The organism is Bacteroidota bacterium (assembly GCA_016715425.1).
In the GTDB taxonomy this organism is placed as follows: Bacteria; Bacteroidota; Bacteroidia; order Chitinophagales; family BACL12; genus JADKAC01.
Genome location: JADKAC010000006.1, coordinates 61,004 through 75,052, shown reverse-complemented (window position 1 = coordinate 75,052; position 14,049 = coordinate 61,004). Strand labels below are relative to the sequence as shown.

14 protein-coding genes are annotated in these 14,049 nt (G+C 33.6%); 6 read left to right on the top strand and 8 right to left on the bottom strand.

Features of this window, described 5'->3' with window-relative positions; translation table 11 throughout:
* The first annotated feature begins 2 nt into the window (after positions 1-2).
* Complete coding sequence (locus IPN31_11940; protein MBK8682593.1) at positions 3-506, top strand: hypothetical protein; 504 nt, start codon at positions 3-5, stop codon at positions 504-506.
* On the opposite strand, the gene IPN31_11935 is transcribed toward IPN31_11940, so the two are convergent.
* Together IPN31_11935 and IPN31_11930 are read right to left on the bottom strand one after the other, a co-directional pair.
* Complete coding sequence (locus IPN31_11935) at positions 475-1,737, bottom strand: aspartate kinase (protein MBK8682592.1); 1,263 nt, start codon at positions 1,735-1,737, stop codon at positions 475-477. The two genes, IPN31_11940 and IPN31_11935, sit on opposite strands and share 32 nt — an antisense overlap.
* A 29-nt stretch (positions 1,738-1,766) precedes the next feature.
* Positions 1,767-2,255 carry a GNAT family N-acetyltransferase gene (locus IPN31_11930; GenBank protein MBK8682591.1) on the bottom strand — a complete coding sequence of 163 codons (489 nt, stop codon included), beginning with the start codon at positions 2,253-2,255 and terminating at the stop codon, positions 1,767-1,769.
* Between the two features lie 88 nt (positions 2,256-2,343).
* Between IPN31_11930 and fbp the strand changes: the two genes are divergently transcribed.
* Positions 2,344-3,366, top strand: coding sequence for a class 1 fructose-bisphosphatase (gene fbp / locus IPN31_11925; protein ID MBK8682590.1), 1,023 nt, complete (start codon positions 2,344-2,346; stop codon positions 3,364-3,366).
* On the opposite strand, the gene rnhA is transcribed toward fbp, so the two are convergent.
* A complete protein-coding gene (gene rnhA / locus IPN31_11920; protein MBK8682589.1) occupies positions 3,363-3,830 on the bottom strand; it encodes a ribonuclease HI in 468 nt (155 codons plus the stop codon). The two genes, fbp and rnhA, sit on opposite strands and share 4 nt — an antisense overlap.
* 75 nt (positions 3,831-3,905) lie before the next feature.
* Here rnhA and IPN31_11915 point away from each other — a divergent pair, with 75 nt between their 5' ends.
* The 4 genes from IPN31_11915 to IPN31_11900 all read left to right on the top strand — a co-directional run bounded on the left by IPN31_11915 (position 3,906) and on the right by IPN31_11900 (position 10,441).
* The gene (locus IPN31_11915) at positions 3,906-4,382 is read left to right on the top strand and encodes a hypothetical protein (protein ID MBK8682588.1); all 477 of its coding nucleotides are present in this window, start codon (positions 3,906-3,908) and stop codon (positions 4,380-4,382) included.
* A 222-nt stretch (positions 4,383-4,604) separates the two neighbouring features.
* A complete protein-coding gene (locus IPN31_11910) occupies positions 4,605-7,703 on the top strand; it encodes a tetratricopeptide repeat protein (protein ID MBK8682587.1) in 3,099 nt (1,032 codons plus the stop codon).
* Between the two features lie 11 nt (positions 7,704-7,714).
* Positions 7,715-9,334, top strand: a complete 1,620-nt coding sequence (locus IPN31_11905) for a hypothetical protein (GenBank protein MBK8682586.1) — start codon at positions 7,715-7,717, stop codon at positions 9,332-9,334.
* A gap of 78 nt (positions 9,335-9,412) precedes the next feature.
* On the top strand, positions 9,413-10,441 hold the full coding sequence (locus IPN31_11900; protein ID MBK8682585.1) for a hypothetical protein: 1,029 nt from the start codon (positions 9,413-9,415) through the stop codon (positions 10,439-10,441).
* Between the two features lie 45 nt (positions 10,442-10,486).
* Here IPN31_11900 and IPN31_11895 read toward each other — a convergent pair whose 3' ends face one another.
* The 5 genes from IPN31_11895 to IPN31_11875 form a co-directional block, all read right to left on the bottom strand.
* On the bottom strand, positions 10,487-10,996 hold the full coding sequence (locus IPN31_11895; protein MBK8682584.1) for a hypothetical protein: 510 nt from the start codon (positions 10,994-10,996) through the stop codon (positions 10,487-10,489).
* A gap of 100 nt (positions 10,997-11,096) precedes the next feature.
* Entirely contained in the window at positions 11,097-11,492 is a 396-nt protein-coding gene (locus IPN31_11890; protein ID MBK8682583.1) for a hypothetical protein, read from the bottom strand.
* A 39-nt stretch (positions 11,493-11,531) separates the two neighbouring features.
* Complete coding sequence (locus IPN31_11885) at positions 11,532-12,485, bottom strand: threonylcarbamoyl-AMP synthase (protein ID MBK8682582.1); 954 nt, start codon at positions 12,483-12,485, stop codon at positions 11,532-11,534.
* The gene (locus IPN31_11880; GenBank protein ID MBK8682581.1) at positions 12,482-13,144 is read right to left on the bottom strand and encodes a fused MFS/spermidine synthase; all 663 of its coding nucleotides are present in this window, start codon (positions 13,142-13,144) and stop codon (positions 12,482-12,484) included. Before IPN31_11880 ends, IPN31_11885 begins: the two co-directional genes overlap by 4 nt.
* Positions 13,145-13,945 (bottom strand): M48 family metallopeptidase, encoded by an 801-nt coding sequence (locus tag IPN31_11875; protein MBK8682580.1) that lies wholly within the window; start codon positions 13,943-13,945, stop codon positions 13,145-13,147.
* Between the last annotated feature and the right edge of the window lie 104 nt (positions 13,946-14,049).

The window sequence follows — 14,049 nt, the reverse complement described above, 5'->3', positions numbered from 1 at the left end:
CTATGGATATTCAGTCAATTATATGGGTAGTTGTTGCGATTATCTGGTTTATATTTTCAAGTTTTAATAACAAGAAAAAACGAGAAGCGGAACTGAACAAGAAAGCGGGTAAACCTGTGGAGACGGAAAGGCGACCAAAGAATGCAATGGAAGAAGTATTGCGTGAGTTACAACGCCGTGCGGAATCTATTGAACGACCAGAGGTAGTAAATCCAAAACCTGTTGTAGCGAAAACTATTAAAGCCAATAAACATCAAAATTCCAACAAGCAAGAATTAGTGAAGGGTAAGGATATCTTTTCAATGGATGAGAAGCGTAAGAGCATGGAGTATGAAGAGTATGTTAGGAAGCAACGACGTAAGGAACATGATGCAGAAAACAGACATCTGGAAGAAAAAATTCAAAATTATTATGCGGAAGATGTAAATACTATAACCCCAATAATTGATTTAAGAGATATTATAATTGCAGATGCTATTTTGAATCGCCCCTACGCTGATCGCTGATTAAAAACTGAATTGTTTGTCGTGATCGTTGTTCCAATAAAATTTCTTTTCCTTTGGTTAATTCTTCAATTATTTCCCCAGTGTAATGTCGGATGGTAAGCAATTGTAAATTGTCATTTGTCAATATTTCATATTCTTCAGCTAACTTTTCGAACAGTGGATTTAATGTATAAGGATTGTTGTCAACCACTGCTGAAAAACTGAGTGCTGCCGTTTGTATCATATTTGCTTTTACTTTATAGTCAGCAAATAAATTATAAATATTACTGAGATTATTTTCTGCAATAAAAGAAAAATCATTTGCCTTGACAGACATCAGTAATTGATTTTTTTTCAATACAATTATTGGCGGATATGTTTTATCAGAATCATCCGCATAAATTCTAGTTCCTGCTGCTTCTGGATTTATAAATGAGCGTACATATAATGGAATTTGTTTGTTCTGTAATGGCTTAATTGTTTTTGGATGAATTACCTGCGCACCATAATAAGTCATCTCCACTGCTTCATAATAAGTGAGTTCATGCAACTGTGTTTTAAACGGAAATTCTTTTGGATCTGCAGTGAGTACACCGGGCACATCTTTCCAAATCCAAAGACCTTCTGCATTTAAACAATTCGAAAAAACAGCACCCGTAAAATCAGAACCTTCACGGCCTAATGTGGTAACTAATCCCGAAGATGTTCCGCCGATAAAACCCTGTGTAACCACATGTCCTTTTTCTAATAATGCAGGAAGAATTGTAGTACATGATACATTAGTTTTATCCCAATCTACAATTCCTTCACGCCATGTTTCATCTGTATGAATTACAGTGCGCACATCTAACCATGTATTATTTATTGCAGCATGATTTAAATAAGAACTCAGAATTGCAGAAGAAATAATTTCACCAATACTCACCACCTGATCATAAAATTTCGGATAGCTGAATTGTTTTGATTGTGAAAGTTGAGTTTGAATTAATTGTTTGTAGTGTTCAATATTAAAATCTATTTGCAATGCAGAAATAATTTGCTGATGATTTTGAATCAATATATTTAATGCGTCATCAAAATCTTTTTCATTAAAAGCAAGCTCTGCAATTTGCTCCAATGCATTTGTTGTTTTTCCCATTGCAGAAACAATTATTACAATATTTTCATTTTCGAACATCTGTAATATTCTACCCACATTGCGAATACCTTCTGCATCTTTTACGCTGGCACCACCAAACTTAAAAACTTTCATTGTTGTAAAAATAAGCCTGTAAAAATTACTTAGTTATTTAATGCACTATCAAAATCTGTTTGATTGATTCTATAAGTCAACCATTCTGCATCATGTTGCGCATTTATTTTCTCATAGAATTTTATTGCAGGCGTATTCCAATCCAGCACTTGCCATTTCAGTAACATAGCACCTTCGTATTTTGCCGTGCGAATTATTTCTTTAAACAATAAACTTCCCACACCGGATTGTCTGTAATTTTCTGTAACTATTAAATCTTCCAACCAAATATATTTTCCTCTCCATGTGGAATATGCCCAATAATAAAAAGCAATACCAATAATTGATTTTTCCGGAGGTAAAGTAGTGTCTTCAGCAACTATTACTTTAAACCTCTTTTCATCAAATCCATCGGTAATATATTGCTGAGGTGTAGTGATAACTTCTGATGGTGCATTTTCAAATGCGGCCAGTTCTTGTACTAATCGGTGCACCTGCAACATATCTTTTGTAAGGGCTTGTCTAATCCATATTTGCATTGCATAAAGTTAGGCAACCATATTTTTGTTTAATTTTCATCATATCGGGGGTATTGATTTACTTAACTTTGAACCAGATATAAAAAGTATGAGACCAAAAACTTTAGTTGAATTTATAGTGGAACGCCAGTCGGATTTTCCGTATGCTACAGGAGAATTAACAAGATTATTAAGCGATATCAGTATTGCATCAAAGATTGTAAACCGTGAAGTGAATAAAGCGGGTTTGGTAGATATTCTGGGTGCAGAAGGCAGTGAAAATATACAAGGCGAACAACAACAAAAATTGGATGTGTATGCAAACAATCAATTTATTCAAGCGCTGAATGCCGGGGGAGAAGTGTGCGGAATTGCATCAGAGGAGAATGATGAATTTATTGGATTGAATGGTGCTATTTCAAAAAATGGAAAATATGTAGTGCTGATAGATCCATTAGATGGCTCTTCAAATATTGATGTGAATGTTTCCATCGGAACCATCTTTTCTATCTATCGCAGATTATCTTTTTCCGGACCGGCAGTGATAGATGATTTCTTACAAAAAGGTAGTGAGCAAGTTGCTGCCGGATATGTAATTTATGGTTCTTCCACAATGTTGGTTTATACCACAGGTAAAGGTGTAAATGGATTTACTCTCGATCCTTCAATCGGTGAATTTTGTTTATCGCATCCATTAATTCGCATTCCTAAAACCGGATTAATCTATTCTATTAACGAAGGAAATTATGTGCATTTTCCCGAAGGCGTAAAGCAATATATTAAATATTGTCAGGAAGAAGATATTGCTACAAAGCGTCCATATACATCAAGATACATCGGTTCATTAGTTGCAGATTTTCATCGCAATATGTTGAAGGGCGGAATTTATATTTATCCGGAAACGGCGAAATCACCAAAAGGAAAGTTGAGATTATTATATGAGTGTAATCCATTGGGATATATTGCAGAACAAGCCGGCGGTGTTGCATCTACAGGAACAAAACGCATTCTGGATGTGGAGCCAAAAGAATTGCATCAGCGGGTTCCTCTATATATCGGTTCATCAGAAATGGTGGCACAAGCAGAGCAATTTATCAAGCAACATAAGGAAGCAACTGCCAAAGTGAATTAATCGAATAGATTGTTTCCACTTTCTTCATAATAAGTATCAATTAATAAGTTGTTGCTTTCACTGGCTTCCACAGCTAATACATCGCAACGCTCATTTTCAGGATGTCCGTTATGGCCACGAATCCAAACAAAATGAATAGTATGCATGCGAAATAATTTTAAAAATCGCTTCCATAAATCCGGATTCTTTTTTCCTTTAAATCCTTTTTTCTCCCAACCAAAAACCCAACCTTTTGCAACCGCATCCACCACATATTTTGAATCGGAATATATTGTAATATCTAATGGATTACGATTCAATTTTTCTAATGCAGTAATCACTGCAAGTAGCTCCATGCGATTGTTGGTGGTAAGGCGATAACCTGCGCTTAATTCCATTTCATGATTGCCATAACGCAAAATTGCACCATAACCACCTGGCCCGGGATTTCCCTTTGCAGCACCATCTGTATAAATTTTTACCATTGAAGTAAATTTAAAATATTAAGGATTGTAAACTATTATCTATTCGGATATTTTTACTAATATTGATTTACCATTATGAAAACGATACACATCTCACTAATTATTTTGGGGTTGCTTATTGTTAGCTGCTCCAAACCCGAACCAGGCTCAATTGAATTGTCTAATCTTTCAAAGAAAGTATTTGATACCTTAAAAGGAGGCGACGAATCAAAGTTTGAATTACTCATTCCGGATGAAAAAACATTTACTCTTTATAGGGTTGTTGTTGAGAAGGATTCAGGAAAATCTTTAGGCGATATGGATAATTTTAATGGGGAAATAATTAATGAATATAAAAATTTCCGCAGTGTCTTAGGTGAAATCAATGGAGCCACACATACTAATTACACTGAAGAACTTGCAAAAACAAAAGCAACCACAAGGGCTGTTATCACTACAAAATTTTCAATGGATGGAAATTTTACCAAATATAAGTTCGACGCTGTCAAATTGAATGGTCGTTGGTTTTGCATGGGAAATTTCCAATTAATTCAATCATCTGCTACTAATTAGAAAAGATTATTTTTTTAGTAAATATTTTACAACTTTTTACCATAGCCAATAAATAATTGCAGTCTCACGTTGAATATCAACATTGCATTGTGTATTGAATTATATCGTATTTAACCAAGTATGCATGTGTTCTTCTTTATTTTCGGCACTATTGAAAAACATTATCAAAAGCCTGTAATTAAAATATATCGAAATCTTCCTTTACAAGCGATACGCATAATTATGATAAAATATCTGAGAACAGCTTTTTTGGTTGTAAGTGTTTGGTGTTTGCATATACAGGTACAAGCACAGGAAACTAAAATTTATACGGATCCATATCGGAGTTATAAAACCGGAATGGAATTGTTTGAAGCAAAAAAATACAGCACTGCGCAAATGCAGTTCGAACAAACAATTCAAATGATACCGGATGATGCATCCGAAGAAATTATAATGTACAAAGCCGATAGTTGGTATTATAATGCGCTTTGTGCTATTGAACTTTCCAATCCTGATGCAGAGCAACTGATGCTTGCATTTATTGAAAATTATCCCGGACATGCACTGATGGGTTCGGCATATTTTCATTTAGGTAAAATTTATTTTAAGAATAGAGAATATACAAAAGCTTTGCAATGGTATGAACTGGTGGATGAATATGATTTAAATTTTTCTGATCGTGATGCCTATAAATTTCAATATGCTTATACACTGTTTACCAAAAAAAAATTAGATAAAGCCAATGACTTATTTAAGCAATTGAAGGAAAAAGAAGGGCCGTATTATTTTGCTTCTAATTATTACTATGGATTTATTTCGTATTTGAACGACGATTACAATGAAGCTATTGCAAGTTTTAATCGGGTGAAAGATGAAGGTGTATATGCGCTTGTAGTGCCTTATTATTTCTGCAATATTTATTACAGTCAAAAAGAATATGATAAACTGATTGCGTATGCAGAACCGTTGATAGAAAATACCAGATTGAATTATCATGCTGAAATAAATCAATTACTCGGGCAGGCATATTTGATGAAAGAAAATTATGAAAAAGCATTGCCCTATTTAAGCTATTATGTAGAAAAAGTTAGATCAAGAAAACCGGAAGATTATTATCAATTGGGTTTTGTACAATATCAACTCAAAGATTATCAGGGAGCATTAAGTAACCTGGGAAGTATCACTGATAAAAATGATACGATATATCAGCAGGCCGCTTTTTTGATGGGTAATTGTTATGTCAATACAGATAAAAAAGAAGATGCCCGCAATAAATTCTTAGATGCTTCTTTGTATTCCATTGATAAAAATGTGCAGCAAACTGCATTGTTTAATTATGCAAAGTTGAGTTATGAGTTGCAATATTATCCGGCAGCAGTAACTTCTTTAAAAACATATTTGGAAAATTATCCTAACGGAAAATTTACAACCGATGCACAGGAATTATTAGCAGATGCATTGGTGAATACAAAAAAATATGATGAAGCACTGGCTATTTTAAATGGTATTCCTGAAAAATCAAAGCAACTAAAAATTGCCTACCAAAAAGTAGCGTATTACAGTGGAGTAGATGATTATAATAATAAAGATTATGTGGGTGCGGAAGATATGTTTATGAAGTCGTTGATGTATCCTCTTGATGGTAAAATACAAGCGGGAAGTTATTTCTGGTTGGGAGAAATAAATTATCAGGATGGTAAATATGCAAAAGCAATTTCCAACCATGTGAAATATCAAGATGTGGCAAAAGCAAGTGGAAATCCAACTGCTGAAGTGCGAATTGCGTATTCAAATTATACAATCGGATACGCTTATTTCCGACAATCAAATTTTGGAAATGCGGTAAAATATTTTGATAAGGTTACAAACGAATTAAAATTATCTAAAACCGCCTCACAGGAAGTGGATATTGCATTGGATGCCACATTGCGATCTGCAGATTGTTACTTCATGACTAAAGAATATAATAAAGCGGAAAAGAATTATTCAAAGATTATTGACAACAATTATAAAGGTTCGGATTATGCATTATTTCAAAAAGGAATGTTGCATGGTTTGAAAGGTGAAAACGCCAATAAGATTTCGACGCTGAAACAATTGAATTCTAAATTTCCGAAATCATTGTATGTGGATGATGCGATGTATGAAATTGCCAATACTTATTTTTTAATGAAGGATAATAATGCGGCAATAAATGGATTTAAAGCATTGTTAAATGATAAGCCAAATAGTGGTTATGTAATTAAAGCATATTTAAAATTAGGTCTGATTTATTATAACATGGATGATTTGGCAATGGCTGAAAAATATTATAAATCCGCATACGAATTATCACCTACTACGTCCGAAGGTGCAGAAGCAAAAAATGCGTTGAAAGATATTGCTGAAGAAACCGGAAATGTAAGTGGGCTGGAAGGTATAGCCACAGTTTCTGAAAAAGATTCTGTGAGTTATAATGCGGCAAAATTCAAATATAATAAAGATGATTATGCCGGTGCAGCAAAAGCATTTAGTGATTATTTGAAACAATATCCAAAAGGTTATTTCAGAGAACAGGCATTATTTTATCGTGCGGAAAGTTATTTCAAAACCGAAGCGTATGAAAAAGCATTGGCGGATTATGCAATCTTAATTGATGAAAAGAAGCCTGCGTTTTTAGAGAGTTCATTAGTGCGTGCTTCATGGATAAGTTACTATGTGAAAGAAGATTATAATACCGCATTTGATTACTACGAATTGCTGTTTCAAAATGCCAGTTATAAAGAAAATGCATTTGTGGCAATGAAAGGATTGTTGCGTGTTTCTTATCAATTAAATAACTATGATGATGTATTGGTAAATGCAAATCGCATTCTCGCTTCTGATCTTGTTACAAACGAAGAACGCATTGAAGCAAATTACTATTCAGGGAAAGCATATCTGGCAAAAAATAATAATGATAAAGCATTTGAATCTTTTCAAAAAACTGCGCAGTTAACTACAAATGTTATTGGAGTAGAAAGTCGTTTTATGATGGCTGATATCTTATATCAGAAAGGTAAACTGGATGATTCTAAAAAACAATGTTTAGAAATTGTAAATGAATTACCGGCGTATGAAGAATGGGTAATACGCAGTTATATTTTATTGGCGGATATATCTGCATCCAAAGGAGAATATGCACAGGCAAAAGCATCGCTGCGCAGTATCATTGATAATTATCAGGGTGATCCGCAATTGGTGGAACTTGCAAAAATTAAATTGCAACAGATAGAAGAATTAGAAAAAGGGGCAAGACGTATTGACGAGCAAGATCAAAACAATAATGATAATCCTGAAGAATTAGAATTCAACAAATAAAAACCGGTAAAATGCAAATAGGAAAAATAATATACAGCATATTTTTAGTAGTGTGCATACTTTGGATACCGGGGTTGCTTTCTGCACAAACCGGAGTGAGCGATGAAGAAGTAGATGTGATTCGTGATTATAATCCGATATTGGCGGATGCATTAAAAATCAATCTCACTGCACAAACACCTGAATCTAATACAACACCTGAAGCATTGATTTATAATACGAATGTGAAGTACTTTGAATTGCCTTATCAGCCAATAAAAATAAAACCGATTGCACTGAATAAAACACCGGAAGAAGATTTGGAAAATATTTATGTGAAGGTGGGTTTCGGTGCACCTTTAACGCCATTAGCACAAGTGTATATAAATTCGGGTAGATCTGATAAGTTGAATTACGGATTATTTGCAGATTATATTTCAACGAATAGTACTGACTTTAAAGATTACAGTCATCTAAATATTGGAGGTACAGCAAATTTTTATTTGAATAAAGATTATGTAATTCCTATCAATGCCGGTTTTACAAATGATGTGGTTTATTATTATGGGTATGATGCCGACAGTTTAGAATTTGATAAAGAGGATGTGCGTCAGCGATTCAATGCATATAATTTTGATGTTGCATTTAAGAACCTTGCCGATAATGATTTGAATATTGATTATTTAATTCAAACCGGTGTATCAGGTAAAAATGATATTAATAAATATGGTGTAATAAATCCGTTTCTGCGATTGGCTGCGGATAAAAAATTAGATAATGATTTTACTGCAGGTGCCGAATTGTTTTTAGATTTTTATAATCATAAAGCACCTGTTAATCAGGACAATGCTGTTACACATTTAATATTGCATTATGGTGCGGTTACACCGGAGTTTTCACTGTTGTTGCAATTGGATAATGCAGTTGAAAAACAGGGAAGATATTATGCGCTTCCTACAATTGAGTTTAGCAAAGATTTAGTGGGAGATAAGTTTGTATTTGTTGCTGGATGGGATACAAGATTAATAGTAAATAATTTTAATTCAATTACCAATGAAAATCCATTTGTTGGGGACACCATAAATTATAAGAGTTCTGTTTCCGATAAAAAATATGCAGGATTCAGAGGTTCTACCAACGGAAATTTTTCATATAGTCTCGAAGGATATTATAAAATAAATAGAAGCATGTTGTTCTATGTAAATAATCCTTTCGATGCAAAACGTTTTGATGTGTTATATGAGGATGCAACATTGTTTGGTGGTAATGTTGAAGTGAATTATTTCAATGCAAATAAATTCAGAATAATGGCAGCGCTTGATTATTTTTCATTCGTGGAATTAGATCTTGAAAAACCTTGGTTTACACCCACTTTAAATTGGACATTGGCAGGTACATATTATTTCAACAGCAAACTTTCAGCTACTGCTGATATTTTTGGGGTGAATGGCTCTTATGCATTACTGCCGAATGAAGTAATTGAAAAGATAAAGGGAACCATGGATTTAAATATTTCTGCCAATTATATGTATTCCCGTTATTTCAATATTTTCCTGAATATTAATAATATCACTTCTTATAAATACGAGCGATATTATAATTATCCGGGATACGGAATAAATGCAATCGCAGGTATTTCTTTTTCTTTTTAACAGGTTATTAACACACTGTGAATTTATATTAGGCCGGATTTAAGGTAAATTCGGATAAGAATTGCGAAACTTGCCGACATGATAGATGTGTCCAAACATATTAGCGAACTATTGTTAACCAATAACTGTGTAATTGTGCCCGGTTTTGGTGGCTTCGTGGCTAATTATCAACCGGCAAGAATTCACACTGCCTCCTATATTTTCAATGGTCCATCCAAGTCTATCGCTTTTAATATTAATCTTTCGGCAAATGATGGCTTATTGATTAATAAAATTGTTTCCAGTGAATACATAAATTTATTTGAAGCTGAAAAAAGTATCGCACAGTTTGTTCAGGAAATAAAAACTGAAATTAAAGAGGGGAGGACTTATAAGTTGCCAAAAATTGGAAGACTGTTGATGGATAAAGAAGGACATATTCAATTTATCCCCGACCCATCAAATAATTTCTTATTACAGAATTATGGCTTGTCAGCATTTGAAGCAAAACCAGTAGTACATAAGCGTGAACCTATATTAAAATCTTTAGAGGGAACAGGTATTACAAATGAAGAAATACCGGTTATAAAATCTGGTCGCCAGTTTAGAATTATTGCTATAAGCACAGCGGCAATATTATTAATAGCTTTTTTAATTCAGATATTTATTCAGGTAAATGCCCAGGATAAAAACTATGCTGATATATTAGGAATTGATGCATTATTACACAATGATGTAGTGTCTACTTCGCAATATTCACCCGGTTATATGCGCATGGAAAATTATTTTTTAAAGTATTACAGACCTACCACTGCACTTACGGATTCTATTCCAATGTTAACAGCAGACCAAATACATGAAGCAATTGAAGTGAATTTAAATGCAAATAATAATCAGTTAATTGTTGAAAGTAAATATTGGGTAATAGCTGGTGCTTTTGGAAAAAAAGAAATTGCAGATTTAGTGAAGGATCAAATTTATAAAGAGGGTTTTTCTGTAGAAGTAATTCAGAAGAATGATTATTTCATGGTAGCTATAAGTATTCCATTAGAAATAAACTATGCAACATATCGCAATCAATTTATTGATGCCACCGGGATAACAGATGCCTGGGTTCTAAAAAAATAAAACCCCGCTTTTCAGCAGGGCTTTACTTTAATTTTTTACACAAGATTATTCATCACTAGCCTTGTCTGTTGTTTTAACAGGCTTTGCTGATTTATCGCTTTTATTAGCTGACTTATCACCTTTATCATGTGTTACTTTGTTTTCCATTTTTGTCATCTGCTCATCGGAAAGAAAAGTATGAAATTCATCTCTTCTTTGACTGTTCAACTGGTCTTTATGAGCTTGTGCAGCTTCTTGATTTGAGTCTTCAGTTTTATTGTGCTTCATTTCATCTAAAGCTCTATAATATTTAAGATTTGTTTGCAAAGCCTTTTGTTTTTGATCAGCTGTCATGTTTAATTCTGATGCCATTTTTTCTGTATCTTTTTTTGCTCTGTCTTCAGCGGAATCTTTGCTCGTATTTGTACTGGCATTTGGGGCAGTATTACCCATTGTTGAAGTTTCAGTTGATGATTTAACAGAACTACCTGACGTCTCTGTACTCTTTGTTTGAGCGAAAGTTGTACCCACCATGAACAACGATGCACAGGCAAATAATAATAAATTCTTTTTCATTTTATTTTAGTTTTTTATTGTTTAAGAATGCAATAAAATGCAAAAAAACCGTGCCAGTATTTGGACACGGTCTTTTAAAATATTTTAAAATAATTTTTTTTTACTTGATACTATTTTCTATTAATGCATCCTTGTTTTCATTAAAAATTGCTAATTGACTTTCATCCAATACTCTTGGATAAGTATTAATTGCGGACGTAACAATATCTGTTTTATGTTTCTTGAAATCTTCGGGAGGAGTTCCTTTGTCTTGTAGAATCTGCATACGCTTTCCAAATGTAAGATTGATATATACAATTTCATCTTGTTGCTCATCTGTTAATGCAAGTAGTTTATTTGCTTCTTCCATGGATTGTATTGACCAGTCAATATATTTCTGATCAACTTGTTGCGCAAAACTTTTATTTTTTTCAGAGCGATTAATATCATAAGATTGAGAAAAACCTATCTGTGTGCTCATGGCAAATAATAAACTGATAAAGATTATTTTTTTCATAATTAAATATTTAAGATTTTAAAGATAAGAAATTCTATACTATCGGGCAGCACCTCTATATAATTTATCATTGATCGCAATTCCTATTCCATCATGGGGGAATAATTCAGTATAGATAATCTCACAATGGCCGTTATCAAGACGATGCAAGGCAGCAAAAAGGTTTCGGGCAGCTTCGGATAAATCTCCTTGTGTACTTAATACTTCTTGTTGTATGATTTGAGAATTATTAAATTTTTTTTTAAAAGAAAGTACACCGATTTTTTTACCCGAATTAGACAATAGCATTTGTTCAATATTTCCTATTAGCATTCTTTTTAAAGGGGCATAATGTAGTTTCATCATGCCCGGTGCTTCAATAGGATTGTTTTTTTCCGGGATAATTATTTCTAATTGTGTCTGTGATTGTAAATCCTGAATGGTAATAAATCCTTGTCGCAAAATTTCAATCTGATTTTTACTGTTTAATTTAATAATAGTTGATTCAATACCGACTTTACATGAACCGCCATCCAGTATATAATCCACTTTGTTTCCCAATTGTGTTTCTACATGAAATGCTTCAGTCGGGCTAATATATCCAAATGGATTAGCACTTGGGGCTGCAAGTGGAAGGTTAATTAATTGTAGAAGTTGAAGGGTTAATGGATGATCTGGAATGCGCACTGCAACATAAGGCAAACCTGCAGTTACAATATCATGTATGGTAGGTTTTTTTTTAAATAAAAAAGTGAGTGGCCCCGGCCAAAATATTTTAGCAAGATGTAATAATTCGGGGTGAGGAGTTATTACGTAATTACTGAGTTGAGAGATATCACCGATATGAATTATTACAGGATTAAAACGAGGGCGGTTTTTCGCTTCAAAAATTTTAATCACTGCATCTGTATTCAATGCATTTGCCGCAAGTCCATAAACTGTTTCTGTTGGAATGGCAACTAATTTTCCTGACCTGAGTAATTCAGCAGCATAATTGATATCCGTTCCTGTCATGATTCGAAATTTGGTTTCCAATATAAAATACTGTTACCCTCTGTTTCAATTTCTGTCTTTCCCGGAAAAACAGTTTTCAAATTTTTCCAAAGTTCATGTTCATATTTATAACCATCCTTTAATCTGCTGAATAATAGATTGCCGTTGGGAGAAATTATACTTTTTAATTTTTGCAGAAACTCAAGTGTAAAAAACTTTTCAGGGACATAAGTATCAATAAATAAATCTACAGTAATCAGATCAAATTTTTCTTTTGTTTGCATTACAAATTGTAAGGCATCACTCTGAATTATTTTCAATTTATCATATTCTGTAGCTGAGGGATAATATTTTTTTGCGCAGCGAATAATTTCAGGATCTAATTCAACGGAGGTAATTGAAATTGTATCACCCAATTTTTTTTGTAGCATTATCGGAATACTACCTAAACCTAAACCAAGCACTAAAATATTTTTTACATGTGTATATCGAATAGAGTTTAATGCATGACCGTACGAGGTATATAAGTCTTCAAATGAATAGATAGCATTTTTAGTTACCAATTGATAACGTCCTTTAAAAAGCAATACTTCCAGTGTGCCACTTACTGCACTTTCAAATTTTTCTTGACGAAAAGCAAAAAGATAGCTGCAATACTTTTTGAAAATATTCGGACGCATTTATTTTGCCTGTTTATAATAACCCATTGCCTCGGGCATATATTTAGTTTGAATGTTTTCAATGCGTGTTTCGTCGCTTGGATGAGTACTTAAGAATTCGGGAACGCTTGGTCCTTGTGTACTCATTCTTTTCCAAAATGCAACAGCTTCTTCCGGATTATATCCTGCTGATGCCATGAAAATTAATCCCAATCTATCCGCTTCTGATTCATGCGTGCGTGAGTAGGGCAATAGTATTCCAACAGTTGCTCCGGCACCGGCAGCAGTCATTAATAAATTTCTTGTTTCTGTAGGTTCATTAGAAAGAGCAAGATCCAAAGCCATATATCCGGTAGATGCCAACAATTCCTGACTCATGCGTTCATTGCCATGTTTTGCAACTGCATGCGCAACCTCATGACCAAGCACAACAGCAAGGCCTGCTTCTGTTTTAGTATATTGTAAAATGCCTGTATATACAACCACTTTTCCTCCGGGCATACACCAAGCATTTGGCTCCGGATTATCTATCAAATGAAATTCCCACTTAAAACCATCAAGGGCATGTTCCATTCCTTTGGATTTTAAAACTTGTTTTACACTTTGTGAAAGTTTGGTTCCGACATTTTGAACCATAGTTGCATCCGAAGAATTAGTAATTGTTTTCGTAGTAGAAAGGAATTCATTGTATTGCTGAAAACTCATTGCCAATACTTCACTGTCAGGTAAAAGTTTTACTTGTTTCCTTCCTGTAATCGGCACCTTCGCACAACTTGAAATTAAGATTGCAATTGTGCTTATGTAAATTATTTTTCGAAGCATATTTTTATTTTTAATTATTGGCTATTGGCAGTTGGCTATTGACATTGACTATTGACCATTGACAAAAAAAAACTCATCACTCATTATTGATTACTCATTAATTT

Excerpts from the sequence above, each read along its gene's own strand:
- IPN31_11940 (MBK8682593.1), top strand. The coding sequence starts at position 3 with ATGGATATTCAGTCAATTATATGGGTAGTTGTTGCGATTATCTGGTTT.
- IPN31_11935 (MBK8682592.1), bottom strand. The coding sequence starts at position 1,737 with ATGAAAGTTTTTAAGTTTGGTGGTGCCAGCGTAAAAGATGCAGAAGGT.
- IPN31_11930 (MBK8682591.1), bottom strand. The coding sequence starts at position 2,255 with ATGCAAATATGGATTAGACAAGCCCTTACAAAAGATATGTTGCAGGTG.
- fbp (MBK8682590.1), top strand. The coding sequence starts at position 2,344 with ATGAGACCAAAAACTTTAGTTGAATTTATAGTGGAACGCCAGTCGGAT.
- rnhA (MBK8682589.1), bottom strand. The coding sequence starts at position 3,830 with ATGGTAAAAATTTATACAGATGGTGCTGCAAAGGGAAATCCCGGGCCA.
- IPN31_11915 (MBK8682588.1), top strand. The coding sequence starts at position 3,906 with ATGAAAACGATACACATCTCACTAATTATTTTGGGGTTGCTTATTGTT.
- IPN31_11910 (MBK8682587.1), top strand. The coding sequence starts at position 4,605 with ATGATAAAATATCTGAGAACAGCTTTTTTGGTTGTAAGTGTTTGGTGT.
- IPN31_11905 (MBK8682586.1), top strand. The coding sequence starts at position 7,715 with ATGCAAATAGGAAAAATAATATACAGCATATTTTTAGTAGTGTGCATA.
- IPN31_11900 (MBK8682585.1), top strand. The coding sequence starts at position 9,413 with ATGATAGATGTGTCCAAACATATTAGCGAACTATTGTTAACCAATAAC.
- IPN31_11895 (MBK8682584.1), bottom strand. The coding sequence starts at position 10,996 with ATGAAAAAGAATTTATTATTATTTGCCTGTGCATCGTTGTTCATGGTG.
- IPN31_11890 (MBK8682583.1), bottom strand. The coding sequence starts at position 11,492 with ATGAAAAAAATAATCTTTATCAGTTTATTATTTGCCATGAGCACACAG.
- IPN31_11885 (MBK8682582.1), bottom strand. The coding sequence starts at position 12,485 with ATGACAGGAACGGATATCAATTATGCTGCTGAATTACTCAGGTCAGGA.
- IPN31_11880 (MBK8682581.1), bottom strand. The coding sequence starts at position 13,144 with ATGCGTCCGAATATTTTCAAAAAGTATTGCAGCTATCTTTTTGCTTTT.
- IPN31_11875 (MBK8682580.1), bottom strand. The coding sequence starts at position 13,945 with ATGCTTCGAAAAATAATTTACATAAGCACAATTGCAATCTTAATTTCA.